19 protein-coding genes and 1 pseudogene are annotated in these 21,313 nt (G+C 63.2%); 13 read left to right on the top strand and 7 right to left on the bottom strand.

Annotation, left to right across the window (positions count from 1 at the left end; all coding sequences use genetic code 11):
• The first annotated feature begins 1 nt into the window (after window position 1).
• The 3 genes from C4J93_RS03310 to C4J93_RS03300 all read left to right on the top strand — a co-directional run bounded on the left by C4J93_RS03310 (window position 2) and on the right by C4J93_RS03300 (window position 4,798).
• Window positions 2-850 carry a MaoC/PaaZ C-terminal domain-containing protein gene (locus tag C4J93_RS03310; protein WP_124428584.1) on the top strand — a complete coding sequence of 283 codons (849 nt, stop codon included), beginning with the start codon at window positions 2-4 and terminating at the stop codon, window positions 848-850.
• A 299-nt stretch (window positions 851-1,149) separates the two neighbouring features.
• Complete coding sequence (locus tag C4J93_RS03305) at window positions 1,150-2,928, top strand: collagen-like triple helix repeat-containing protein (RefSeq protein ID WP_124428583.1); 1,779 nt, start codon at window positions 1,150-1,152, stop codon at window positions 2,926-2,928.
• Between the two features lie 187 nt (window positions 2,929-3,115).
• Window positions 3,116-4,798 carry a ShlB/FhaC/HecB family hemolysin secretion/activation protein gene (locus C4J93_RS03300; RefSeq protein ID WP_124428582.1) on the top strand — a complete coding sequence of 561 codons (1,683 nt, stop codon included), beginning with the start codon at window positions 3,116-3,118 and terminating at the stop codon, window positions 4,796-4,798.
• A 105-nt stretch (window positions 4,799-4,903) separates the two neighbouring features.
• Here C4J93_RS03300 and C4J93_RS03295 read toward each other — a convergent pair whose 3' ends face one another.
• Both C4J93_RS03295 and C4J93_RS03290 read right to left on the bottom strand, forming a co-directional pair.
• A complete protein-coding gene (locus C4J93_RS03295) occupies window positions 4,904-5,308 on the bottom strand; it encodes a response regulator (RefSeq protein WP_124428581.1) in 405 nt (134 codons plus the stop codon).
• A gap of 31 nt (window positions 5,309-5,339) precedes the next feature.
• Window positions 5,340-5,531, bottom strand: coding sequence for a Flp family type IVb pilin (locus C4J93_RS03290; protein WP_124361123.1), 192 nt, complete (start codon window positions 5,529-5,531; stop codon window positions 5,340-5,342).
• A 325-nt stretch (window positions 5,532-5,856) separates the two neighbouring features.
• Between C4J93_RS03290 and cpaB the strand changes: the two genes are divergently transcribed.
• The 8 genes and pseudogenes from cpaB (at window position 5,857) to C4J93_RS03250 (ending at window position 13,271) form a co-directional block, all read left to right on the top strand.
• Window positions 5,857-6,783 carry a Flp pilus assembly protein CpaB gene (gene cpaB / locus C4J93_RS03285; RefSeq protein WP_124428580.1) on the top strand — a complete coding sequence of 309 codons (927 nt, stop codon included), beginning with the start codon at window positions 5,857-5,859 and terminating at the stop codon, window positions 6,781-6,783.
• Window positions 6,784-6,798: 15 nt separating this feature from the next.
• Window positions 6,799-8,019, top strand: a complete 1,221-nt coding sequence (locus C4J93_RS03280; protein WP_124428579.1) for a type II and III secretion system protein family protein — start codon at window positions 6,799-6,801, stop codon at window positions 8,017-8,019.
• Window positions 8,016-9,212, top strand: coding sequence for a pilus assembly protein (locus C4J93_RS03275; RefSeq protein ID WP_124428578.1), 1,197 nt, complete (start codon window positions 8,016-8,018; stop codon window positions 9,210-9,212). Before C4J93_RS03280 ends, C4J93_RS03275 begins: the two co-directional genes overlap by 4 nt.
• Window positions 9,209-10,471, top strand: coding sequence for a CpaF family protein (locus tag C4J93_RS03270; protein WP_124402969.1), 1,263 nt, complete (start codon window positions 9,209-9,211; stop codon window positions 10,469-10,471). The genes C4J93_RS03275 and C4J93_RS03270 overlap by 4 nt, the downstream gene beginning before the upstream one ends.
• Window positions 10,472-10,490: 19 nt before the next feature.
• Window positions 10,491-11,372 carry a type II secretion system F family protein gene (locus tag C4J93_RS03265; RefSeq protein WP_124428577.1) on the top strand — a complete coding sequence of 294 codons (882 nt, stop codon included), beginning with the start codon at window positions 10,491-10,493 and terminating at the stop codon, window positions 11,370-11,372.
• Between the two features lies 1 nt (window position 11,373).
• A pseudogene (locus C4J93_RS03260) lies at window positions 11,374-12,266 on the top strand (type II secretion system F family protein).
• A gap of 10 nt (window positions 12,267-12,276) precedes the next feature.
• Window positions 12,277-12,999 (top strand): tetratricopeptide repeat protein, encoded by a 723-nt coding sequence (locus C4J93_RS03255; protein WP_124428576.1) that lies wholly within the window; start codon window positions 12,277-12,279, stop codon window positions 12,997-12,999.
• Between the two features lie 2 nt (window positions 13,000-13,001).
• Window positions 13,002-13,271 carry a DUF3613 domain-containing protein gene (locus C4J93_RS03250; protein WP_124413746.1) on the top strand — a complete coding sequence of 90 codons (270 nt, stop codon included), beginning with the start codon at window positions 13,002-13,004 and terminating at the stop codon, window positions 13,269-13,271.
• A gap of 127 nt (window positions 13,272-13,398) precedes the next feature.
• Here the strand turns inward: C4J93_RS03250 and C4J93_RS03245 are convergent, their stop codons facing one another.
• Together C4J93_RS03245 and C4J93_RS03240 are read right to left on the bottom strand one after the other, a co-directional pair.
• Complete coding sequence (locus tag C4J93_RS03245; RefSeq protein WP_124361114.1) at window positions 13,399-14,172, bottom strand: response regulator transcription factor; 774 nt, start codon at window positions 14,170-14,172, stop codon at window positions 13,399-13,401.
• A gap of 125 nt (window positions 14,173-14,297) precedes the next feature.
• Window positions 14,298-14,768, bottom strand: coding sequence for a prepilin peptidase (locus C4J93_RS03240; protein WP_177412765.1), 471 nt, complete (start codon window positions 14,766-14,768; stop codon window positions 14,298-14,300).
• A gap of 75 nt (window positions 14,769-14,843) precedes the next feature.
• On the opposite strand from C4J93_RS03240, the gene C4J93_RS03235 reads away from it, so the two are divergent.
• Both C4J93_RS03235 and C4J93_RS03230 read left to right on the top strand, forming a co-directional pair.
• Complete coding sequence (locus C4J93_RS03235; protein ID WP_124428574.1) at window positions 14,844-15,284, top strand: TadE/TadG family type IV pilus assembly protein; 441 nt, start codon at window positions 14,844-14,846, stop codon at window positions 15,282-15,284.
• Window positions 15,281-18,013 carry an ATP-binding protein gene (locus tag C4J93_RS03230; RefSeq protein ID WP_124428573.1) on the top strand — a complete coding sequence of 911 codons (2,733 nt, stop codon included), beginning with the start codon at window positions 15,281-15,283 and terminating at the stop codon, window positions 18,011-18,013. The genes C4J93_RS03235 and C4J93_RS03230 overlap by 4 nt, the downstream gene beginning before the upstream one ends.
• On the opposite strand, the gene C4J93_RS03225 is transcribed toward C4J93_RS03230, so the two are convergent.
• The 3 genes from C4J93_RS03225 to C4J93_RS03215 form a co-directional block, all read right to left on the bottom strand.
• Window positions 18,010-19,992, bottom strand: a complete 1,983-nt coding sequence (locus C4J93_RS03225) for a pilus assembly protein TadG-related protein (RefSeq protein WP_124428572.1) — start codon at window positions 19,990-19,992, stop codon at window positions 18,010-18,012. The genes C4J93_RS03230 and C4J93_RS03225 overlap by 4 nt on opposite strands.
• A 98-nt stretch (window positions 19,993-20,090) precedes the next feature.
• A complete protein-coding gene (locus C4J93_RS03220) occupies window positions 20,091-20,648 on the bottom strand; it encodes a DUF4136 domain-containing protein (protein WP_124428571.1) in 558 nt (185 codons plus the stop codon).
• A 45-nt stretch (window positions 20,649-20,693) separates the two neighbouring features.
• Window positions 20,694-21,296 carry a DUF4136 domain-containing protein gene (locus C4J93_RS03215; protein WP_124428570.1) on the bottom strand — a complete coding sequence of 201 codons (603 nt, stop codon included), beginning with the start codon at window positions 21,294-21,296 and terminating at the stop codon, window positions 20,694-20,696.
• Between the last annotated feature and the right edge of the window lie 17 nt (window positions 21,297-21,313).

Here is a 21,313-nt window from a genome sequence, read left to right as displayed (position 1 = left end):
TATGCAATGGCAGACACTGGACAGCACGCCGTATCTACCGCCGCTGTACTGGCGTGCGGCGCTCAAGCGCAAGATCACCGGCAGCGCACTGCCCGAGCACGGCCTGCGCTGCCAGGTTCGCGTCGACCCCAGGGCTGTGGCGGCGTACCGCAAGGTTTGCGGCTTCGCTGACAGCCCGATGCTGCCGGCGACCTATCCGCATATCCTCGCGTTCGGCCTGCAGATGCAGCTGTTGACCGACAAAGCGTTCCCGTTTCCGTTGCTGGGGTTGATCCACCTGAGCAACCGTATCCGCCTGCATCGGCCCCTGGGCAGTGTGAGTGAGCTGACGGTCGGGGTGTATGCGTGCGACCTCAAGCCCCATGCCAAAGGCGCGACCTTCGATGTGGTGACCGTGGTCGAGGATGCCCTTGGGCTGCTCTGGGAAGCTGAAAGCACGATGCTATGCCGGGGCGTAAAGCTTGAGGGCGAGGCCGAGGAACGCACGTTGGTGATTGACCCTGCCCTCACCGAGCTCACGCGCTGGAAAGCCCCTGCCGATATCGGTCGCCGTTATGCCCGCGTGTCCGGCGATTACAATCCGATTCATCTCAGCGCAGTGACGGCCAAGCTATTCGGCTTTCCCCAGGGGATTGCCCACGGGTTGTGGAACAAGGCCCGCACATTGGCGGCCATGGGCGCGCAACTGCCGGTGGCCAATGTCGAAATCGCCGTTGAATTCAAGAAACCCGTACGCCTGCCCAGCGAGGTGATCGTGATGACCAGCGAAGCCGGTTCAACTGGCGAGTTAGTGTTGAACGGCGCGGGAGATATCCAGCATATGCTCGGGACGTGGCGACCGATTGCCTGAGAGACACTGATTAATTGTATATATACACCTTAAGTTATAGCGGACCCGACCGGGTCCGCTACTGCATTCAACCCTTTGATTTACAAGCAACAGGCAGCCAGCATTATCTGAATTTATAACGTTCGTATTAGTGCTTAAGACGAACAAGACCTTATGTATATAAATCGTTAATACCAAGTTGAGATTGCGAGAAAACCGGCCCGGGTCTGTGATAACCACACGGACAAACGTATCGCTAGCCAAAGAAATAGCGAAAGTTTGAAACAACCAAGGTTGTACCAGGTGCAAGGAACTCAATCATGAAAACTCAAGTAGTGTTTTGGAAAGCAAGTACCGCGCTGGCGTTGATTCTGGCCATGAGCCTCGGCGGCTGCAGCAGCGGTGGTGGCGGGCATAAATCAAACGTGGCGGCGTCTTCGCCGGATGCTGGTGCAGGTGCTGGTGGCGGCACGGGTGGTGGAACGGGTGGCGGTACTGGCGGTGGCACTGGCGATGGCACCGGTGGCGGAACCGGCGGTGGAACTGGCGGGGGCACTGGTGGCGGCACTGGCGGCGGTACCGGCGATGGCACCGGTGGCGGCACTGGCGGCGGTACCGGCGATGGCACCGGTGGGGGCACTGGTGGCGGAACCGGCGGTGGCACTGGCGGCGGCACTGGTGGCGGAACCGGCGGCGGCACTGGTGGCGGCACTGGTGGCGGAACCGGCGGGGGCACTGGTGGCGGAACCGGCGGCGGTACCGGCGGAGGCACCGGCGGCGGCACCGGTTCGACAACCACCCCACTCGTCACTGGCCAGATCGCCGGCACCCTCGGCACCACCGTGGGCAATGTAGGCGCAGCGGTGGGTGACCTCGGTTCGACCTTGAACGGTGTCCCAATCGTCGGCACAACCGCTGGCGGCCTGGTCACTTCGGCCGGCACCGCCGTGACCAGCATCGGCACTGGCGTGACGGCGGGCCTGGGCTCCCTGGGCACCAACAGCAACTCCCTGGGCATCACGGTCGCGGGCGTTGGCACTGGCGTCGCTGACTTGGGCGGCGGCCTGTCGACCACCGGCAGATCGCTGTCGACTACGCTCGGCGGGGTTCCCGTCGTCGGCGGCTTGACCGGCGGCGTGGGCGGTGCAGTCGGTGGCGTAGTGGATAAAGTGGGCACCACGGTGACCATGCTCGGCGATACCCTCAGCACGGCCAGCACCACCGGCCCATTGGGTTCCCTGACCGGCACCCTGGGCGGCAAAGTGCTGGTGCCGGTGGTGTCACTGGTAGAAAACACCACCGGCAACCTGGGCAACGCAACCGGCCTGGGTGCGCCCGTCAGCGGCCTGGTGGATAAACTGGGCGCCACCGTCACCGGCCTCGGCACTCAAGTCGCCAGCACCGGCGGCGCAGGCAACCCTGTGACCACGATTGTCGGCAGCGTGCTGACAGGCGTAGGCGGCACACTCGACAAGTCCGGCGGCTACGTCGCGCCAACCGGCGGTACCGCAGCACCCGGCATACCGGAACTGGTCGGCGGCCTGGTGAGCAACGTCGGGACCGGCCTGAACGTCGGCAACACCAACGGCACGGTCAGTGCAGCCGGTGTGACCGGCGGCGCATTGGGCAACACCGTTGCCTCCGTGGGTACCGTGCTCGGTGGCACGGGTGTCGCCAACACGGCCGCCAGTGCACCGGTCGCAACGGTTGCAGCCAACGTAGGCGCTGCGCTGAACCCAGTAACATCGGGCGTCACCGCACTGACGCAAAACATCGGCACCACCACCGGCGTCGGTACTCCGGTCAACGGCCTGGTGACCCAAGTCGGCGGCGCCGTCAGCAGCCTGGGCACTAACCTCACCACCGCCAACGCCAACCCGGTCACCACGACCCTGGGCACTACGGTAACCGCCGTCGGCAATACTGTCAGCTCGGTCGGTGGGCTGGTCACAGGCGGCACCGGCGGTACCAGCGGTGGCCTGCTCGGCGGTCTGAATATTGGCGCCACAGCCCCCGCCACAGGCACCGCACCCACCACTGGCGGCACGGCAACAACGGGAGGTCTGGGCGGCTTGCTGAACGGCCTGAGCGGCAAATAGAAATGCACCTGGCCGATTAGACGGCCTCCCCTACAGCGCCTACGCTTGGTTGAGACGGGAGACCCTGACTAAGTCTCTCGTCTTTTTTATGGGCTGCTGCTGGATGTAGACACTCAGCGCCCTCCCGAACCGCGCCCCAGAGCGCGGCGGGCCCCAAACGCTGCTGCAATTGACCATGGAGTGTCCTATGCGCGTGTTGACCCCGTTGTTATTGCTTACCCTCAGCACCTATGCCCAGGCCGAGGCCCTTCCCAGCTTCCTCAACAGCAACGACACCATCCGCACCCTGCCGGTCCCCAACCTGCCCGCCGACGCCTATCGACCGGCCACGCCGCAAACCCAGGTGCCAGAAACGCCACCCACTGCGGGCCAGCCGTTGTTGATGGACACCAAGGTCACCATTGGCAAGCTGCAGATCGAAGGCGGCACGGTCTACCCGCTCACCGAGACGGCCCAGGTCTACGCGCCGTTGATTGGCCATGAGACCAACCTCGCGCAGCTGATCGAGGCCACCCGTGGCATCACCCGTCGCTACCAGCAGGACGGCTACCTGTTGTCCTACGCGTTTCTGCCGCAGCAGACCTTCGAAAACGGCTTGGTCCGCGTGGTGCTGGTAGAAGGCTACATCAAGGACTATCAACAAACCGGCGACATCGGTTCGGTGTCGGCCTACGTCGACAAACTCGCGCAAAAACTCCTGGCCGAACGCCCGCTCACGCGCAAGACCTTCGAACGCTACACCACGCTGATGAGCCGCATCCCCGGCCTCACCGTACAGGCACAAGTGCCGCCGCCGGGCACCACCGATGGCGCCACGCACATGCAGATCCAGGCCAGCCGCAAACCCTTCACCACCAGCATGAGCCTGGCGCAGAAAAGCCGTGGCGGCACCCAGGCGTTACTCAGCGCAACCAGTAACGCTCAAACTTCAATGGGCGAACAGCTCAGCCTCAGCGGCCTGTTCCCACCCGGCGAGGACAAAGAGCACTACTACCGCGTGGACTACAACCAGTTCATCAATACCGAGGGCACCCAACTGGCACTCGCCGCCGAGCGTTATCGCGCCGACCCCAGCAGCAGCGTGCAATTGGACGGCGGCTTCGAACTCAAGCCACACCAGTCGATCGATCGCTACTCCATCGGCCTGAGCCACCCCTTCATTGCCTCACCCACCGAGTCGCTCACCCTGGGCACGCGTCTGTACGCGGTGGACCAGACCACCCGCTATAAACTGGTGGGCTACCCGCTGCGCTTCGATATCGAATCCAACCTGCGCGCCCTGGCCTTCGAGGGTGACTGGCGCAAGGCCGACGCCAGGCAGTTACGCATCCTCAGCGGCGGCTTGTATCAAGGTATCGACGGTCTGGGCGCCAAGGCCCGCAGCGACCTGGACGTGGCCAGACCCGATCTCGATTTCTTCCGCCTGCGCCTGTCCGGCGTGCAGAGCGACAAGTTCTTCGACAACTGGCAAGGCGTGCTCTCAAGCGCGCTCTACTGGAGCAACAACACCCTGCCCGACAGCGAGCGGGCCACGTTTGGCGGGCAGAACTTCGGCCGTGGCTACCCCGATGACCAAGGCTCGGGCGACAAGGGCTGGGGCGTGGCGTATGAGGTCAACTACAGTTTCAACCGGGCCGGCGATTGGGTGAAGGTGCTGCAACCCTACGTGGTACTGGACCGCGCCAAGGCCTGGTTCAACGAACTGCCGGTCAAGGCCAGCGACATGTCCTCGGCGGCGGTGGGTCTGCGCTTTGGCGATAACAAGTACTACAACATCGCCCTGGAAGCCGCCAAGCCGATGTCGGACATCGCCCTGGACAGCTTCAACCGGCGGCCGCGGTATACGTTGAGTTTCAGTTATCAGCTCTGAAGCCCATCCCTGTAGCAGCGAGCTTGCTCGCGAAGAACGCCAAGGCGACGCGGGGCGCCAGGATGCCCGCGTCATCGTTAACGTTCTTCGCGAGCAAGCTCGCTCCTACAGTTGGCGAATGGTTTTGGGAAACAAACTGTTCAACGTATCGAGCAGCCGCGCGAGGTAGATGGGCTTGCGAAACAGGTCAAGCACCTGCAGGCGCAGCATGTCGCTGACGTCATCCATTTCCGCATGCCCCGACATGACGATCACGGGCAGGTGCGAGCGGGAGGTGTGTTCGCGCAGACGCTTGATCAAGGAGATACCGCTTTCCTCAGGCATGCGCAGGTCGGTGATGACCAGGGCAATATCGGGGTGCAAGGTGAGTTCCTGCAGCGCGAACGTCACGGAGGTGGCGGTAAAGCAAACGAAGCCCTCGTGCTCCAGCGACTCCGCCAGTTCAACGAGGGCATCTTCTTCGTCGTCCACCAACAGGATTTGTTGGCGGGGAGAGACAGCAGCATTCATGAGCACGACCTGATCAATCAACAACGGCAACTCATGGGGAAATGGCAGTACCGATCCGGGTAAAGAAGGCCGTAATCTGAGGCCCCAGCGTCGTTCCGGCGGCGAGTACCACCAGCGCGACAATCGCCACCAGTATGAGGTACTCGATGGCTGTCGCACCGTCTTTACGATGAAACAGCAATTGGAGTTGAACGTGAAGCTTCATCAGCAGAGCAAGGACCATAACACTTCTCCTCAGGCGACCAAGCGCCGTATCCCAATACCGCACAGTGATTGCGATGTGCCATCCAAAGCATTGACAACAAAGCCCAGCCTTACAACTGTAAGAACTGATTAGTCCTAAAGTAGTAGTTGCACTTCTGACGCCGTAAATGTGTGTTTTTAAAGGACACGTTCTGCTCCCTGAAGAAAACTTTCTCTCAGTAATGGCATTTTGTCCTAGCTCAACTACCGTCAAATAGCGAAATAGTTAGTCACCGTTCAGCCGGGTTGCGGAAGTAGCCTGTTGGACAGACGGGCGGTGGTGCAACGGGAAAAGGGGAGCCGTCATGAACACGCGTCTAAGCATGGTACTGGCCGCTGTGTTGTTGGTCGGTGCGCTGTTTGCCGGTTATTGGGGGTTGGTCCTCAGCCGTGAGCCGGCTCCAGCGCCACCGCCACCCCAGGCTGCTCCTGTCGAAAAAGCCGTTGCCGTGGTGGAAGAACAGACCCGCCAATCGGTGGTCGTGCTGGCCCACGATGTGCCGCCCTTCGTTGCCTTGAATGCCGCTGATCTGAGCGTCGAAAAACTGCACACGGCACCGGCCGGCAGCATGAGCCGTATCGACCAGGCGGTTGGCCGTACCCCGTGGCGGGCGCTCGGCGCGGGCACCTGGCTGAACGAGGAAAGCTTCACACCTGGCGGGCCGCTGGCGCGGATGATCCGCGCCGATGAACGCGCCCTGGCCGTCGCCGTCGATGAAGTGATTGGCGCCGCCGGCCAGTTGAGCCCTGGCGACTATGTGGACGTGCTGCTGTACCTGCGCCAGGACGCAGCCAACCTTGAACAATCGGCCCAAGTGGTCGTCCCCGCCATGCGCCTGCTCAGCGTCGGCGACCAGATGGGCCTGACCAACGACGGCAATCCCGCCTCCCCTCCCGCGCTCACCGCCGAAGAGAAAGCCCAACGCCATGCGCCCTCGCGCACGGTGGTGCTGGCCGTGCCCGAGCAATTGCTGAGCCGGCTGATGCTCGCCACCCAGGCCGGCACCTTGCGCCTGGCCGTGCGCAGCGCCGACGAACACCTGTTGAGCCACTACTGGGCCGGCGCAGGCGACGCGCCGGGCAATCTGCAGAACGCCAACCGCGACCTCTATCAGTTCACCCAGCTGGCCTTTGCCCAAGCCCCCAGGAAAGTGGCCCAGAGCAGCGTCCCGCGCCGTGCTGGCGTCGAGGTGATACGCGGCAATCAAGCAACTCAACAAACCCCCGACTGAACAAGGATGCTGTGCATGAACCGACGTTTCATACCGGTGTTCACGCTGAGAATTACCTGTGCGTTGCTGCTGTCGCACCTGTCCATCGGGCTGGCCATGGCGGCTGCGAGCAATTGCGCGAACCTGGCTCAACTGCCCGCCGCGTTGTCGGTGGGCGAGGGCCTGCAACAGGAACTGCAATCGTCGGTGGCGATCACGCGCCTGGCCATTGGCGATCCGAAAATCGCCGACGTTCATCTCAATGGCGACCGGGGTTTCCTGCTGACCGGGGTCGGCCCCGGCACCACCAGCCTGATGGTGTGGACCGCCTGTTCGACCACCCCGCGCCAGAGCATGGTGTTCGTCAAGGGCAAGGCCAATACCGCCCTGACCAGTCTTTCGCTGTCGCCCGCCGATGATCCTTTGTTGCCCAGCCAGGTACAGACCGATATCCGCTTCGTCGAAGTCAGCCGCACCAAACTCAAGGAGGCCAGCACCAAGATCCTGGGCATCGGCAACAATTTCTTCCTCGGCAGCCCCAACTTGCTGTCCCCCACGCCCGGCACGTTCAAGCTGCCGGTGAGCACCGACAACTTCAACATCGGTTTTGGCGGCGGCCGCGTCTCGGCGATGATCAACGCCCTGGAAAGCAGCGGCTTTGCCTACACCCTCGCGCGGCCAAGCCTGGTGGCCATGAGCGGGCAAAGCGCAACCTTCCTCGCCGGCGGCGAAATACCGGTGCCGGTGCCGAGCAGCGGGAGCGATACCATCTCGATCGAATACAAGGAATTCGGCATTCGCCTGACCCTCACCCCGACCGTGATCGACCGCAACCGCATTTCCCTCAAGGTGGCGCCGGAGGTCAGTGAGCTGGATTACACCAACGCGGTGGTCATCGAAAACATCCGCGTGCCGGCCCTGACCATTCGCCGCACCGATACCAGCGTGTCCCTGGCCGATGGCGAAAGCTTTGTGATCAGCGGCCTGATCAGCAGCAACACCACCACCAGCATCGCCAAGTTCCCAGGCCTGGGTGACATCCCGATCCTGGGGGCGTTCTTTCGCGACTCGTCGGTCCAGCGCGAGGACAAGGAACTGCTGATGATCGTCACGCCGCACCTGGTGCAACCGCTGGCGGCCAATGCCCGACTGCCGGCGCTGCCCGGTGAGAAAATGCGCAACTACGATCCGAACTGGTATCGCCTGTTCTTCCTCGAAAACGGTAATTTTGACCGCCTCAACGGGTTGTCCCAATGAGCGATCACCTGAGCCAGACCTTCCTGGCAATCACCCGTAATACCACCGACCTGGAATGGTTGCAGGGCGCGTTGGCGCCCCTCGGCCAAGTGGTCAGCGCCGGCAGCGGCACCCTCGATGAGCTGCTGGCCCTGGTCGATGTGACCTTCGCCAACCTGGTGTTCATCGGCCTCAACCGCGAGCACCTGGTGGCCCAGAGCGCGCTGATCGAAGGCGCACTGGAAGCCAAGCCGATGCTGGCGATCGTCGCCCTCGGCGACGGCATGGACAACCAGTTGGTGCTCAATGCGATGCGTGCCGGGGCGCGGGACTTCGTCGCCTACGGTTCGCGCTCCAGCGAAGTCGCCGGGCTGGTGCGCCGCCTGAGCAAGCGCCTGCCTGCGGTCACCACTCACACCCATCTGGGCGGCCTCTCGGTGCTGTACGGCACCCAGGGCACTTCCGACGGCGCGCTGCTCAGCAGCCATCTGGCGCTGGTGGTGCAAAAGAGCGGCCAGCAGACGCTGTTGCTCGACCTCGGCCTGCCACGCGGTGACAGCCTGGCGCTGCTGGGCCTGGAAAGCTCGTTCAACTTCGGCGATGCCCTGCGCCACCTGAGGCGGCTGGACGCGACCCTGATCAACAGCGCCTTTACCTCAGCCGAAGACGGCCTGCGCATGCTTGCCTACGCTCCCAACGATGAGTTGCTGGAGCACACCAGCGCCGCCGAGCTGTACATGTTGCTCAGCGCACTGCGCCAGCACTTCCAGCACATTGTGGTGAACCTGGTCGGCCAGCCGGACAGCGACGCCCTGCGCACCTTTGTCAGCCATTGCGACAAGCTGCTGTGGTGCACCGACCAGAACGTGCTGGACTGCCGGCGCAACCTGGCGGTGCTGAACCATTGGCGCGAAAAAGGCATGAAGCTCGAACACGCCAAGCTCTTGATCGATGGCTACCTCAAAGGCTGCGCGCCTGACGCCGAAGCGCTCGGCAAAAGCTTCGGCCTGGAAGTGATTGCGGTGTTGCCACTGAGCGCGGAGCTACGGCTGAACGCCAAGAACCAAGGGCAAACCCTGTTTGCGCTGGCGCCGCGCGAAGCCCTGACGCAAGGGCTCAAAACCCTCGGCGAGCGCCTGGCGAAACGCTCGCAGGACCCCACCGGAAAACCGCCCAGCCGTTGGCTGGAGCGTTTGCTGGGAGCCGCTAAATGAGCAGTGAAAAACTCTTCGGCGCACCCGCACGCGGCGTGGCTGGCAACACCGATCACGACGGTTTGAAGCTGGTGCTGCATCGCTACATCATCGATGCCATCGAAGAATCGGGGCTGAACCTGCTGGAAGGCTCACGCCAGTCCCTGGCGCAATTTGTCATCGACAAAGTGGCCGAGTACATCAACCGCATGCACCTGGCGATTTCACGCTACGAGATGGAGCGCCTGGCCGAAGAAATCGTCGACGAACTGACCGGCTTCGGCCCGCTGGAGGTGTTGCTGCGCGATGCGTCCGTCACCGAAATCCTGGTCAATGGCCCGCACCGGGTGTTTATCGAACGTGACGGCTTGCTGCATCAGAGCGACCTGCGCTTTATCGACGCCCACCATGTGGAGCGCGTCATGCAACGCATTCTCGCACCGCTGGGGCGGCGCCTGGATGAGTCGTCGCCGATGGTCGATGCGCGCTTGCCCGATGGCAGCCGGGTCAATGCGATCATCCCGCCGATTGCCCTGGACGGGCCGTGTCTGTCGATCCGAAAGTTTCGCAAGGATATGCTCAAAAGCAGCGATCTGGTGGCCATGCAGACCATCGACCAGAACATCTTCGACTTCTTCCAGGAAGCGGTAGGCAAGCGCTGCAATATTCTCATCAGCGGCGGGACCGGCACCGGTAAAACCACACTGCTGAACATCCTCAGCCAGTTGATCAACCCCCATGAACGCCTGGTCACCATCGAAGACGTAGCCGAATTGCAATTGGGCCATCCCCATGTGGTGCGCCTGGAAACCCGCCCGCCGAATGCCGAAGGGCACGGCGAGGTCAAGGCCAGCGACCTGATCCGCAACGCCTTGCGGATGCGCCCCGACCGCATCATTCTCGGCGAGATTCGCGGGGTGGAAGTGCTCGATGTACTAACCGCCATGAACACCGGCCATGACGGTTCCATGAGTACCGTGCACGCCAACAATGCCGCCGACGCCCTACTGCGCCTGGAAACCCTGGTGGGCCTGACCGGCCGCATGATCGCAGAAAAGACCCTGCGGCAAATGATCTGCGCGGCGCTGGATGTGGTGGTCCAACTGACCCGCCTGCCGGACGGACGTCGTTGCGTCAGCGAAGTGGTCGAGGTGGTGGGCATCCGCGAAGACGTGTACGTGACCAACACCCTGTTTCGCCATGACCGGCGCACCGGCTTCGGCTTCGTGCGTGAAGCGCTCCACCCGGCCGGCGACAAACTGCGCCGCGAACCGGTATAGCCTTGAGGGGGAATCAAGCATGACCGGGGCCATCCTGCTACTCATCTGCCTGATCCTGATCGGCCTGTCGATCCGCTCGTTCCAGCATGGCTTGCGCCGTGCCCAGACCGAACGCGTGCTGGGCCGCCTCGCCGAAGGCCAGCCGCAGCTCGCCGAAGAAAACGACTCGTGGAATCGCGTGGAACGCATGTTCCTGCGCGCAGGCCTGGGCAAACCCAGCGACAGCCTGGGGCTGTGGCTGACGGTGTGGGGCCTGGGCGCGGTGCTCGGGTTGATCGTCGTCAGCTGGGTCGGCCTGCTGGTGATGCTGGTGCTGCCGCCGGTGCTGTTGCGCCTGTACATCGCCTGGCGTTATCAACGCCGCATCACGCGCATGATCGAACAGCTGCCGCAATTGCTCGACCACACCGTGCGCAGCCTCAAGGCCGGACGCACCCTGGCCGATGCGGTGCTGGGCGGAATCGACGTGGCCGAAGACCCGCTGAAAAACGCCATGGGCCGGATCCAGCGCAACGTGCAACTGGGGGTCAGCCTGCCGGAGTCCGCCCACGACTTCGCCGAATTCTATGAGCGCGACGAGTTGCGCTTGTTCGCCCTGGGCTTGAAGGTCAATCACCGTTACGGCGGCAATGCCAGCGAGCTGTTGGAAAACCTGATCAAGATGATCCGCGAGCGTGAGCAAGCCGCGCGCCAGTTGCGCGCCCTGACCGGCGAAACCCGGGTGACCGCCTACGTGCTCACCGCGCTGCCCATTTCCATGGTGGGCTATTTCCTGGCGGTCAACCCAGCCTACCTGATGACCATGTGGAACGACGGCACCGGCCGCATGCTGTTATTCGTGGCCCTGGGTATGCAGGTGCTCGGCTGCTTCGCCCTGTGGCGCATGTTGCGGAGCGTATGAGATGGCTATTTCGCTGCTGATCAGCGCCGTGTTATTGCTGGCCGCCCTGGCGCTGGTCCTGGCCAATCTGGTCAAACATCGGCGTGGTCAGCGTTTGGTTGCGCAACGCCTGCAGGGCCAGTTGGGCCGCGAACACCGCCTCGGGGCGATGATGCGCCAGCTGGGCAACAGCCCCCTCGCGCAACGTTCGGTCAGCCTCGACAACGAAACCCAGACGCTGCTCAACCGTATAGGTTGGCGCACCGCCAGCCAGCGCTCGATGTTCGCCGCCTTCCAGATCGGCACGCCGGTGCTGCTGTTGGTCGTGGCCCTGATCGCTCAGCCGTTGCTGTTTCCTAAAACTGGCTCGCCGTGGCTGCTGCCCCTGATTGCGCTGGGCGTCGGCTACCTGTTGCCCAAGCGCATCCTGGCCAGCGTGGCCAAGGCGCGTCAGCTGCGGATCTCCCAGGAAGTCTCGACCTTCATTCCGCTACTGCGGATCCTGTTCGAATCGGGCATGGCGGTCGAACAGGCGTTGCGCGTGTTGAGCCTCGAAGCGCAGCACCTGCTGCCGGCGCTGACCCATGAACTGCGGCTGATTCTGAACCGGGTCGACTCCGGGCTGGAACTCAGTGAAGAACTGGGCACGACCGCGAGGCTGCTGGCCGTGGATGAGTTCACCGACACCTGCATCATCCTCCAGCAACTGATCCAGCAAGGCGGCGGTGCGATGAAGTCATTGCTGGCGCTCAAGCAATTGCTCGACGACCGACGCCTGACACGCATCCAGGAATTCGTATCGAAGATGTCGGCGAAAATGTCGGTGGTGATGATGGTGTTTTTGTTTCCCGCCTTGCTGATCGTGCTCGGGGGCCGGCCTTCATCGGTATCACCCGGGCATTGAGTAACCTATGAGGAGCGCCCGATGAAAGCCTTGATAGCCGCTTTGAGCCTGTTGCTACTGGGAGGGTGCGCCACCAATGGCCAAACCCCATGGGCCGCCCTGACCGCCCCCGGCAGTTGCCCCAAGCCTGGCGCCGAACACGAGTTGTCGTTGAGCCTGGCCGATGAAATGGCCAACGACGGCAAACTGCACGCCAGCCTGGCCAACCTGCAGAGTTTGCCGGCCGGTCTGCCCCAGGTTCGTCTGCGCCAGGCCAAGGCTTATCGCTTGCTCGGGCGCAACGAGGCGGAGCCGCTGTACCGCAGCCTGCTCGGCACCTGCATGGCTGCCGAAGGTGAGCACGGCCTGGGGCAACTGGCTTCGGCCAAAGGCGACAACGCCCAGGCCATGGCCCACTTGCAGCGCGCGGCGCGGCTGGCGCCCACCGACGAGAAAATCCGCAATGACCTGGGCGTGGTGTACCTCAACCAACTGCGCCTGGACGACGCGCGGTTTGAATTCATGACCGCCATGGAACTCAAGCAAAGCGACCCACTGGCCGCGATCAACCTGGTGACGCTGCTGATCTATCAAGACAACTGGAAGCAGGCCGCGCAGGTGGTCAGCCAGATGGGCCTGGGGCCCGAACAAGTCACCGAAGCCCAGGCCCGCGCCGAAAAACTCAAGGCTTCAAGCGCGACCGCCGCCAAGGCCAAGGACCAGATCGCCAGAGTCAGCGACGCCAACAGCAACCCGAGGAATTGATGATGAAACTGCCTTATCTCGCAAGCCTGGCCGTGCTGGCCTTGCCGCTCGGTGTCATGGCCATCGAGCCCGGCCCCTCTTCGCCGCAGCAGGCCGCCACGGAGAACTGGCTGGCGTTGCAGGTCAGCGGGACAGCCGCGTCAGCGACGCCACAGTCAGCATCCGCCACCGAACGCGACGTGGCCGCCCAGCGCTGGGTGGACAGTTTCAAGCATGAGATTCCAGAGTTTTTCGAGCAGAAGATCGGCGGCAAAACCCAAGGGGACAACTGAGCGGTGAGCGTGCCCACGCTCCCGCGTGTAGCCCGTGACGCTCTGCGTCAGCTGTGCGCATTACCGCGGTGGGCGCGACGCGGAGCGTCGCAGGAGGCATTCCCACGCAGAGCATGGGAACCGTCACTCAGTGAGCCGTCACCCGCTGGCGCAGCGTCGAATTACTCGGCGATAACGCCAACGCCAACTGTGTACGGTTATGCATATGGGTCAGCCGCAGCACCTGCGACACATACAGCTTGACGGTGTTCTCCGTGATGCCCAGCTCGCAGGCTATCTGATAGTTGGTCTGCCCTTTGCCAACCAGCCTGGCTACATCCAGCTGACGCGGTGACAGCTGGTTGAAGATCGCCGGAATTTCCACCGGCCCGGTTTCTTCTGTCGTGGCCTCTTCACCCTTAGGATTGCGGCGCACTTTATCAAGGTCCTGGTACAGGTCGTTGATCGACTCGGATAGAAATTGCAGCTTCTGGTTCAGGTTCCCCAGTTGCAGGTCGTTCTTGCGCTCTTGCAAAGCGGCTAGCTGGCGCTGCAAACCTTCGAGCAACTCGTCCAGATTGATCGGCTTCTGATAGTAGTCCGCGATCCCGGCGCGCAGGGCCTTGATCACGTCCTGTTTGTCGGCGCGCCCGGTCAGCATGATCGCCTCGAAGACCCGCTGCCGGCCGGCCACTTTTTGCAGGGCCTGGACCAGTTCGATGCCATCCATCTCCGGCATATGCAGGTCACACAGCACCAGGCCGATCTCGGTGTCTTCGCTGAAACGTGTCAAGGCTTGCTGGCTGGACTCACACGGCACACAACGCAACCCGCTGCTTTCAAGAAATTCGCAAAGCTCTTCCACGATCAACGGCTGATCGTCGACCACAAGCACTTTTACCGCAGAATTAAGCTTGTCCACACGCTACTCCATGCCTGGCAGCCAAAAGATTGACCCATCCTTAACCACGAATATTCCTATACAACGCTTGATTAAACGTAGACGTACTTTCCAACTATGTACATAGCGTTAATCCCTTCCGACGTTCAATGGATCCAAAACCAGACAAGCGCAAATCCCACCAGCAAAAACGGCGCAAATGGCAGTTTTTTTGACGGTGCGGGCGCAAGGTGCCCCAGGCAAGCCGCAAGCCGTTGACTCATAAGCGGCCAGAGCCTTGGCGCCAGCAACAGCCACAGCCCGCTCGCCACGGCTGCGCCGATAAACGCGCCCAACAAATACTCGGCATCCGACGCCAGGGCCAAGGCCGCGAGCAGCTTCACATCCCCAGCGCCAAGACGGCCCAAGGCGTACCCCGGCAAGGTCAACAGCAGCGCCAGAATAAACGCCCACAGACCTTGGCCGACGGGGGCACCGAGCCAGGTGCTGCCGGTCCAGAACAGGTAGATCCCCGCCAACGCCGCAACGCCCAGCGTCAGGCGATTGGCGAGCAAGCGCTGCCGCGTGTCCTGCACCGCGCAAAGCCCCAACCACAACAGCACCACCGCACCCTGGATCACCTAAAAAACATCCCTTTTCGCCGATTGATTCTATGCTGATATCAAGTAGTAGCCGTCAGGGTAGACGCGGTGATGAAAACTAGCCTCCCCAACAAACAGAAAGGCACGGCCGCGATTGAGTTCGTCGCGGTGTTCGTGATGTTCTTCGCCGTGTTCTATGGCATGGTCAGCTACAGCCTGCCGCTGTTGTTATTGCAGTCGTTCAACCAGGCCACCGCTGAGGCCGTGCGCCTGAGCGTGGGGCTGGACCCGGCCATGCCGGGCTACAGCGCTGCGGTACAAAGCACCGCCAAGAGCGCGATCAGCGAACGCCTGCGCTGGATCCCCAACGCCTATAACTTCAACGCGGCGACGCAGGTCAGCACCACCTTCGTAGGTGGTCTGCTGAAGGTGCAGATCAACTACCCCTCGGCCAATCTGCAGGCGGTGATGCCGTTCATTGTGCTGCCCGGCATTGGCAGCGTGCCGCAGTTGCCGGTGACGCTGCAGGCCCAGTCGAGCCTGCAATTTTGACCTCCGGGGACAAACTGTTCGGGCGCCTGCTCGGCCGGGGCGGCGCGCTGGCGATCGCGCCTGCGGCGGCGCCCTCGGCCGGTTTGCAGGTGCTGTTGGATGCCCAAGGTCGAGTGCTCGATATCAGCGGCACACTGCGCTCACACCTGGCGCCCTTTGCCGCAGGGACGCCGTTGCACGCCTTGCTGTGGGCCCATAGCGCCCTGGCGGTGGAGGGCGTTCCCGCTGACTGGCAGCGCCATAGCCTTGACCTGGATTTCCAGGGCAGCGCCGGGCAGGTGCTGCACACCCGTGGCACCCTTGAGCCTGACGACCAGGGCTGGCGCCTGCATGCGGTGGATATCGGCGATTTGCTTGACGGGCGGCAACTGGCCGAGCAGCGCGAACAGAATCAGCAATTGGCCAGCCAGGTCAGCGAGCAACTGCGCGTGTGCAGCCTCAGCCGCCTGCCCGATGTGTTCAACGAACAACTGTGCAGTGTGGCGCAGCGCTGGAAGATCCCCTGTATCGCCCTGGCGCTGCTTGATCAAGAGGACCAGGGCTGGATGATCTACAGCCAATACGCCCAGCATGACGCGCCGCTGTTCTGGCACCCCGGCCAACGCCTCGGGACCTGCCTGGACAGCCTCAACGGCACCACCCCATTGAGCCTGCAGGCCCTTTACGGGCGCGGTGAACACCCACGCTTGCACAGCGTGTTTGGCAATGCCGATGGGTTCCTCGTGCCTTACCGCGATAGCCAGGGCGTCGCCGCGTGGTTGCTGTGCGGGGCCTACAGCGGTGAACCCGACACCCGCGAGCGTGACTGGCTGAACCTCGCCGCCGCCCTCGCCGCCCCGCTGCTCAGCCGCCTGCGCGAACACCGTCATCATCTGCAACTGGAGCGCCAGGAAGCCCTGCAGGGCTTGCTGGGCACCGGCTGGTGGGAGTTGCTGCCCGCCAGCGACGAGATACAGCTGGCGCCGAAATTGTTGCGCAACCTGGGCCCCGAAGACGGCCCGACCCGGCAAGCCCTGGAAACCTGGCTCAACCTCATCCACCCCGCTGATCGCGAGGAATTGCACAGCCGCCTGCGTGACCTGCAAGCCCTCGGCAAACCCTTGCTCGCCAGCGTACGCCTCAACCGTGGCGACAGCGACCAGCCGCCCACCTGGTACCGCGTGCAGGGCCAGGTGCTGGGCGTGGGTGAGCAGCGCCGCTGGATCGGCTTCATGCTCGACATCAGCGACATCAAAAACCAGCAACTGCAAGCCGACGCCGCCCATGCGCGCCTGGACAACCTGATCGCCAGTTCGCCGGCGGTGATCTACGTGCAGCGCTACGTGAACGGTGCCTTGCAGCCGGTGTTTTTCAGCGACAGCCTGCTGCCGCTGCTGGGCCGCACCCTCGCCGAATGCAGCCACGACAGCCTGGTGCAATGGGTCCACCCGCAAGACCGTGACCTGTATTTTAAGCGCACGCGCCAACTATTGCGCGAAGGCAGCGTGCGCAGTCGCTATCGGGTCCAGGATAAACAGGGCGACTACCACTGGCTGCTCGACGAGGCCAAGCTGCTGCGCGACGACCTCGGCCTGCCGGTGGAGGCGGTCGGGCTGTGGCTGGACGTCACCGAAGCCACGTTGGCCGCGCAACAGGTCAAGGCCAGCGAAGAGCGCTACCGCATCCTGGTGGAAGACTCCCCGGCGATGATCTGCCGCTACCGCCCGGACCTGACCCTGACCTTTGGCAACACGCCCCTGGCCAATTACCTGGAATGCCGAGCCGGGCAATTGCCGGGACTGAACCTGGGGCACTGGCTGTCGGCCGAGCAACACGCAGCCTTTGTGCTGCGCATCCAGCAGCTGACCCCGGAATTTCCCGTGAGCACGGCGGAAATCAGCCTGCAACTGCCGGGGCGCGAGCATGCCTGGTGGGTGTGGTCGGACCGTGGCGTGTTCGATGAGCACGGCCATCTGGTCGAAGTGCAGGCCGTGGGCCGCGACAACACCGAAGTGCGACGCTCCCAGCAGCAGCTGACGCAAAGCGCGAAAATGGCCACCCTCGGCGAAATGGCCACCGGCCTGGCCCATGAGATCAACCAGCCGCTGAACGTGATGCGCATGGCCGTCGTCAACGTGCTCAAGCGCCTGGGCAATGGCGACGTGCAGGTCGACTACCTGACGGAAAAACTCCAGCGCATTGACGCGCAGGTACAACGCGCGGCGCGGGTGGTGGACCATATGCGCGTGTTCGGCCGCCGCTCGGAAGTCGAACAGCAACCCTTCGACCCGGCGCACGCGGTGGAAGGCACCCTGTCGCTGCTCAGCGAAGGCCTGCGCGGCAAAGGCGTGGAGGTCAAACTGACCCAGGCGGACAGTTCGGTGCAGGTCACAGGTTACGCCGACCAGCTGGAACAAGTGCTGATCAACCTGATGGTCAATGCCCGCGATGCGCTGTTGAGCCTGAAGCAAAAGCACCCGGACCTGCGCCCCTGGATCGCCGTGCACACCGAACACGACAGCCGCCACGTACGCATCTGGGTCGAAGATAACGGCGGTGGCATTGACCCGCGTTTGCTGGAACGCATCTTCGAGCCGTTCTTCACCACCAAGCCGATTGGCGTGGGCACCGGGCTGGGCTTGTCGGTGAGCTACGGCATCGTCGAAAACATGGGCGGACGCCTCAGCGTCAGCAACGGCGAGCACGGCGCGCGGTTTTGCGTGGAACTGCCCAGGGCCAGCGACGTTTAAATCACCAGGTAAGCTTCGCCGGCCTGGCCGCAGCTCAGGTTGGCGCCCACGGTCACGCTTGCCAGGCTGATGCCCAGGCTGTTCAACAGGTTATTGAGGATTGGGTTGAGCAATGGGCCCAGGGCGTTATTCAACACGGGCGTCACAAGGGTGGAGACGCCGCTGAGCAGCGACACCGTGCTTGCGATCACGCTTCCCAAAGGGTTGCTCCCCACGGGTCGATAAGCCGTGATGCCGACACCATTGAGCGCGGCGGAAAGGCCACTCACCAAATTTGCAGCCGGCACAGCCGACTGATAACTGGGCGCAAGCCCCATATCAGGCGGTGTGGCGAACGGCGTAGTGCTGGAAAACACCAGGTTCTGCTCACTGTTGCTCCCCGCCACAGTGTTCTGTACATGGATCGCTACGCCGCCGCCGGCAAACGCCACACGCGGGTCACAACTGCCGATGCCAAGGATCTTGTGGCAGGTCTTGATGCCGATATCGACCAGCGGCAGCGGCGCCACGCTCATCGGCTGGGTGGACGAAAATGCGTTGTTGATGTTGCCGACATTCAGCGACGCGATCGAGCCGGTGGTGTGGGCGGTCAGGCTCTTGGTGCCCGCGCTGCCCGTCGGGCAGGTGTAGCCGGTGACATAAGTGCTGGCGCCGCCGGCATCCAGCACGATCTTGAGCGGCACGTTACCCGGCACCGCAATGATGTCCAGTTGTTGGCAACCGGCGCCCAGCAGGCAAAATGCCGAGTTGATCGTGGTCACCAGGTTCAGGCTCAGCAGGCCGTTGAGCACCGGCGTCAGCGGCCCCACCAGGTCATTCACCGCCGTGGTCAAGCCGGCCACGCTGTTGAGCACCGGCAAGCTCACCGTTATCTGCGTGCGCAGTTGCGCAGTGCGCACAAAAATCCTGTTCGGGCCCAATGGGTTGGCCGCCGCGAGCATCGGATTGCCAATGGCCGACAGCTGCGGCGGCTCGATCACTTTGACCTGCGTGGTGACATTGGCCAGCCCTAACACGTTGATGGGCAAGGTCGCCGCCGCCCCGCTCTGGCTGCCGGCCAGCTGCACCACGCCCTGGACCAGTTGGAACACCTGCAGGTTGGCGTTCAGCGCAGCAGCGGTGGTGCCGGTCTGCACCTGCAGGATTGTGCCGACGGTCAGCGGCACCGGGTTGGTCGCCGCGACCTTGATAATGCCCAGCGCACTCACGGCATTTGCCGTCAACGGGTTGTTACCCAGCACGCTGATGGCGGCTTGGAGCAACTGCGAGGCGGTCACCGTGGTGTTGAGCAACTGGGTGTAGTCACCGGCGGTCACGTGCAGGTCGAGGGCCAACTGGTCGAGGTAGCTGAGCATATTGATGTCGCTGTTAAGCAAGCCATTCCAGCCCAGCACCGACACATTGACCGCGCCGCCAAGCAGCCCGCTGAACAATGCGTTCAACCAGCTGGCGCTGGCGGTATCGACGTTGGTCAGGGTGCTTTTGATGCTCAACTGGGCCATCGGTGGCGTGGGCTTCGCCGCCACGGCCTTCGCGGTCAATTGGGTATTGAGACTGACCGGGGTACCGGAGAACAACGACCACACGCCACCGGCAACACTGGTGGTGACGGTTTTGCTGACCACCACTTCGATCGCCGCCGCCACTGCGGGGTTGGCCGCGAACACGCGTTGGCCGGACGCGCCGGTGGTCACGGCGCCACAACGGGTGACCAAGGTATTGCCGTTACCCACCACGAATTGATTACGAGCCACGCTTTGCGCCGCATACGCCGCTGCGCTCAGGCCGGCCGCGCAAGTGCCGTCGCGGCTGACAGCTTCCAGCGCTGCCGTGTCCGCCACCCCTTGCAGCCTGCGCTTTTCCAGGTAAAGCCGTCCGCTGTCGACCGCCAGCAACGTGAACGCCAACACCACTGCCAACACACCGACCGCCATCAAGCCGATGGCGCCGCGTTGCTTGCCATGAAGTCGGGGAGACATCGAGCACTCCTGTGCCGGCGAGTTGCCGTGCGCTTACTCTCCTTAGGGTATCGATAAGTGTAGACGCGCTGCCGGCGCAGCGCTGCTAAAGGGCAGGATCAGCGCGGCGGGTAGTTAGCGAGGATTTTGCTCACGGTGTTGCGAATGGCCGCGCTGCGGTCCTGAGGGTTCGGCGAGCTGGCCATGATTTGTTCGTCACTGCCACGCCACACCAGCTTGCCGTCCTTGCCGTCGAGCAGGTCGATCTGCAGGGTCGCCACCTTGTAAGTGATGTTGCGCGTTTCGTTGTACATCGGCGCGCCCCAGTAGCCGTTCCATGGCCCGCCCCAGGCACCGCCGTAGTTGGTGGAGACCTGCTGCTGGCGGTCTTCGACGATCAGGTAGGCCTGCACATTCAGGTCAGCCTTGATGCCGGGCGCTGCTGGGCGCAGGCCGCGCTGGTCAAGCTGCTCGCCCACGGCCTGGCGGATACGTTGCTCGGTGAGGTCGCTCTTGATGCGCGGGTCATCCGGGCGGTATTGCAGCGCCGGCTCCTTCCAGGCCCAGTGACGGTAGGCGGCAAAGTCGCGGCTGGCGTCAAAATCGTGGTTGACCTGGTTGCTCTGGCAACCGCCCAGCAGCAGCACAACGGCAAGCGTAGCGATACGACGAAACATGATGGCTCTCCAACGTTCGGTCCAGGCGTTAAATGAGAATAGCGGTTAACGCGGAGGATACGCCGTCAGTGCCTTCTGCACCGCCTGGCGCAGCGCATCCGCACGCTCGCTGAGGCTGCCCTGGCTGCCCGTTTCCGCACTGGCGCTCCACACCGGCTGGCCGCTGCGGGCATCGAACAGGTTGACCCGCACCACCACGACCTGCACTTCATAGGTACGCACCATCGGCACCGAGTTGTACATGCCGTAACCATTGCCATAGCGGTTGTAGCCGCCATAGCCGTAGCCATAGTCATCCTGGACTTGCCGCAGGCGTTTCTCCAGGCGCACATCGGCGCTGACCAACAGGTCGGGCGCGCGATTGTCGTGCAACGGGCGCAGGCCGCGCTGGTCCAGTGCGTCGCTGACCGCTTCGGCCACCTGGGCCGAATCCGCCCACGCGGTGCCGGCCGGCAACTGGCCGTTACGCCAGGCCCAATTGCGGTAGGCACCATAGTCGCGCACCGGCGCCGGGTAGGCACTGGCATCGAAGGTCGTGGCCGCTTGCGCCGGGGCCGGCGGCATCGGCGCCGAAGCGGCCACATAAGGGTTAGGGCTGGAACAGGCACCTAAGCCGAGAGACAACAGGAGCAAACCGAGACGACGCATTTCGACCTCCGCAGACT

The organism is Pseudomonas sp. R2-37-08W, from assembly GCF_003851705.1.
GTDB lineage: Bacteria > Pseudomonadota > Gammaproteobacteria > Pseudomonadales > Pseudomonadaceae > Aquipseudomonas.
Note: the sequence above shows the minus strand (reverse complement) of the source record. Positions and strands in the feature narration are given on the sequence as shown.

Coding starts and splice junctions, on each gene's coding strand:
- C4J93_RS03265 (WP_124428577.1), top strand. CDS start 10,491: ATGACCGGGGCCATCCTGCTACTCATCTGCCTGATCCTGATCGGCCTG.
- C4J93_RS03255 (WP_124428576.1), top strand. CDS start 12,277: ATGAAAGCCTTGATAGCCGCTTTGAGCCTGTTGCTACTGGGAGGGTGC.
- C4J93_RS03250 (WP_124413746.1), top strand. CDS start 13,002: ATGAAACTGCCTTATCTCGCAAGCCTGGCCGTGCTGGCCTTGCCGCTC.
- C4J93_RS03295 (WP_124428581.1), bottom strand. CDS start 5,308: ATGAATGCTGCTGTCTCTCCCCGCCAACAAATCCTGTTGGTGGACGAC.
- C4J93_RS03215 (WP_124428570.1), bottom strand. CDS start 21,296: ATGCGTCGTCTCGGTTTGCTCCTGTTGTCTCTCGGCTTAGGTGCCTGT.
- C4J93_RS03235 (WP_124428574.1), top strand. CDS start 14,844: ATGAAAACTAGCCTCCCCAACAAACAGAAAGGCACGGCCGCGATTGAG.
- C4J93_RS03220 (WP_124428571.1), bottom strand. CDS start 20,648: ATGTTTCGTCGTATCGCTACGCTTGCCGTTGTGCTGCTGCTGGGCGGT.
- C4J93_RS03305 (WP_124428583.1), top strand. CDS start 1,150: ATGAAAACTCAAGTAGTGTTTTGGAAAGCAAGTACCGCGCTGGCGTTG.
- C4J93_RS03310 (WP_124428584.1), top strand. CDS start 2: ATGCAATGGCAGACACTGGACAGCACGCCGTATCTACCGCCGCTGTAC.
- cpaB (WP_124428580.1), top strand. CDS start 5,857: ATGAACACGCGTCTAAGCATGGTACTGGCCGCTGTGTTGTTGGTCGGT.
- C4J93_RS03225 (WP_124428572.1), bottom strand. CDS start 19,992: ATGTCTCCCCGACTTCATGGCAAGCAACGCGGCGCCATCGGCTTGATG.
- C4J93_RS03300 (WP_124428582.1), top strand. CDS start 3,116: ATGCGCGTGTTGACCCCGTTGTTATTGCTTACCCTCAGCACCTATGCC.
- C4J93_RS03275 (WP_124428578.1), top strand. CDS start 8,016: ATGAGCGATCACCTGAGCCAGACCTTCCTGGCAATCACCCGTAATACC.
- C4J93_RS03280 (WP_124428579.1), top strand. CDS start 6,799: ATGAACCGACGTTTCATACCGGTGTTCACGCTGAGAATTACCTGTGCG.
- C4J93_RS03270 (WP_124402969.1), top strand. CDS start 9,209: ATGAGCAGTGAAAAACTCTTCGGCGCACCCGCACGCGGCGTGGCTGGC.
- C4J93_RS03290 (WP_124361123.1), bottom strand. CDS start 5,531: ATGGTCCTTGCTCTGCTGATGAAGCTTCACGTTCAACTCCAATTGCTG.